Source organism: Falsiroseomonas oryziterrae (genome assembly GCF_021864505.1).
GTDB classification, from domain to species: domain Bacteria; phylum Pseudomonadota; class Alphaproteobacteria; order Acetobacterales; family Acetobacteraceae; genus Falsiroseomonas; species Falsiroseomonas oryziterrae.
Map to the genome: position 1 here is coordinate 1 of NZ_JAKJIB010000642.1, position 875 is coordinate 875.

At 76.1% G+C, this 875-nt stretch carries 1 protein-coding gene; it reads left to right on the plus strand.

The annotated features are described in order from the left end of the window. Positions 1 to 824: cell division protein FtsQ/DivIB (locus L2I40_RS23815; RefSeq protein WP_237217820.1), on the plus strand; the 824-nt coding region annotated here is incomplete at its 5' end. Between the last annotated feature and the right edge of the window lie 51 nt (positions 825 to 875).

The following is an 875-nucleotide window of genomic DNA, read 5'->3' on the forward strand; positions in this document are numbered from 1 at the left end:
AGCGGCTCTGGCTGAAGCGCCGGCGCGGGCTGGCCAAGCCGGCGGCACTCGGGCTGCTCGGCCTCGGCGCGCTGGGCGCCGTCGCGCTCGGGCTCTACCTTGCCGATCCGGCCGGCCGCGTGCAGGCGCTGGTCGAGCGTGCGGCCGCCTTCGGCGACGCCGCCGGGCTCGAGGTGCGCGAGGTGGTCGTGGAAGGGCGGCGCAACACGCCGCAGGAACTGATCCGCGCGGCCGTCGGCGTGTCGCGCGGCGACCCGATCCTCAGCTTCTCGCCGACCGAGGCGCGCGAGCGGCTGGAGACCATCGCCTGGGTCGAGAGCGCGCATGTCGAGCGCCGCCTGCCGGGCACGATCCTGGTGCGGCTGACGGAGCGCGCGCCCTTCGCCATCTGGCAGCATCAGGGCCGCTTCTCGATCATCGACCGCGAAGGCAAGGTCGTCACGACCGAGACGCTCGACGCCTTCGGCCCGCTGCCGCTCATCGTCGGCGCAGGTGCGGACCGCACCGCGGCGCCGCTCTACGACCTGCTCGCGGCGCATCCCGAGGTGCTGCGCCGCGTCCAGGCGATGGTGCGGGTCGGCGAGAGGCGCTGGAACCTCAGGCTCCACAACGGCGCCGACGTGCTGCTGCCCGAGGGCCAGGAAGCGCCGGCGCTCAATCGCCTGGCGGAGTTGCAGGCGCGCAGCGCGCTGATGGACCGCCCGCTGGTCGCCATCGACATGCGCCTGCCGGACCGCCTCGTGCTGCGCCAGCACCCGGCGCCGGAGCCCACGCCCGCGCAGGCGCCGCAGCGCCGCCCGGCGCAGCAGGGGACCCGCGGATGAACGCGCTCTCCCGCCTGCCCGTCCCGGTCGAGGGCGGCCCCGAGCGGCGGC